This is a genomic window from Roseburia sp. AF20-18LB, from assembly GCF_003461185.1.
GTDB lineage: Bacteria > Bacillota > Clostridia > Lachnospirales > Lachnospiraceae > Roseburia_C > Roseburia_C amylophila.
Genome location: NZ_QTWP01000026.1, coordinates 1 through 796, shown reverse-complemented (window position 1 = coordinate 796; position 796 = coordinate 1). Strand labels below are relative to the sequence as shown.

Here is a 796-nt window from a genome sequence, read left to right as displayed (position 1 = left end):
TGATTACCTTTTTGTTGACCGTACAGTGAAGATACGGTATTCATACCAGAACCAATGTTCATATTTCTGTTCCTCCAATCAGCTCAAAATTTTCTCTATATGCCAGTCCAGTTTCTGCCTCAACTTTTTTGGATAAAAGTGTTTTCAACACCTAATCCCATATTAACTTTCCACGGTTCTTCTGTCAGTCGGAACCGCACCTGCTCTCTCCTATGGAGTCCAAGCTTACTTTTTCTACTATATTCAAATAACTAAGCCCTATTTATGCTTACTGCTTGCATTTAGATAAGTATTCATATTTCGCATATAAAACATCTGCAAATCATACCTTCCTAATTTATTCATATCCTGTATAACCTTTTCAAAGCTGGATATAAGGTCGCATCTGTCATTTAATCCCATACACCCAGTTTCTTGCGGAAAAGAACTGAGACTATTCCCCTTGTCGACGTTATAATATGCCTCCAAAGCACTCATTTCAACATAAGAAGCATTTCTCAAATTAATATCATTAATGTTACTCTTTTCTTCAAATTCTTTTCCATTTTCGTCAACGCCTTTGGCTATCACTACAGGATTATCCTCTGTTGACTCTTCTGCGTATTTAATATAAAACGAAAGACCTGTTCCATTTCCACCTGAAAACAACATATCATCCGTCTTTAAATACACCTTCACTGATGTCTGAGAAAATGCCTCATTTTCGGCAACATATGTTTTGCTATTATTTTTCTGCTTTCCAAATACTTCCGATGCACTTTGCACTCCCGAACCAATACGCATTTAATTACCTCCT

General features: G+C 36.4%; 1 protein-coding gene. It reads right to left on the bottom strand.

What is annotated here, in order from left to right; genetic code table 11:
* Positions 1 to 258 precede the first annotated feature (258 nt).
* Positions 259 to 783 (bottom strand): hypothetical protein, encoded by a 525-nt coding sequence (locus DWX65_RS14745; protein WP_118173745.1) that lies wholly within the window; start codon positions 781 to 783, stop codon positions 259 to 261.
* Positions 784 to 796: the final 13 nt, after the last annotated feature.

Bases quoted from the DNA above. Each gene is read 5' to 3' on its own strand.
- DWX65_RS14745 (WP_118173745.1), bottom strand. From the start codon at position 783: ATGCGTATTGGTTCGGGAGTGCAAAGTGCATCGGAAGTATTTGGAAAG.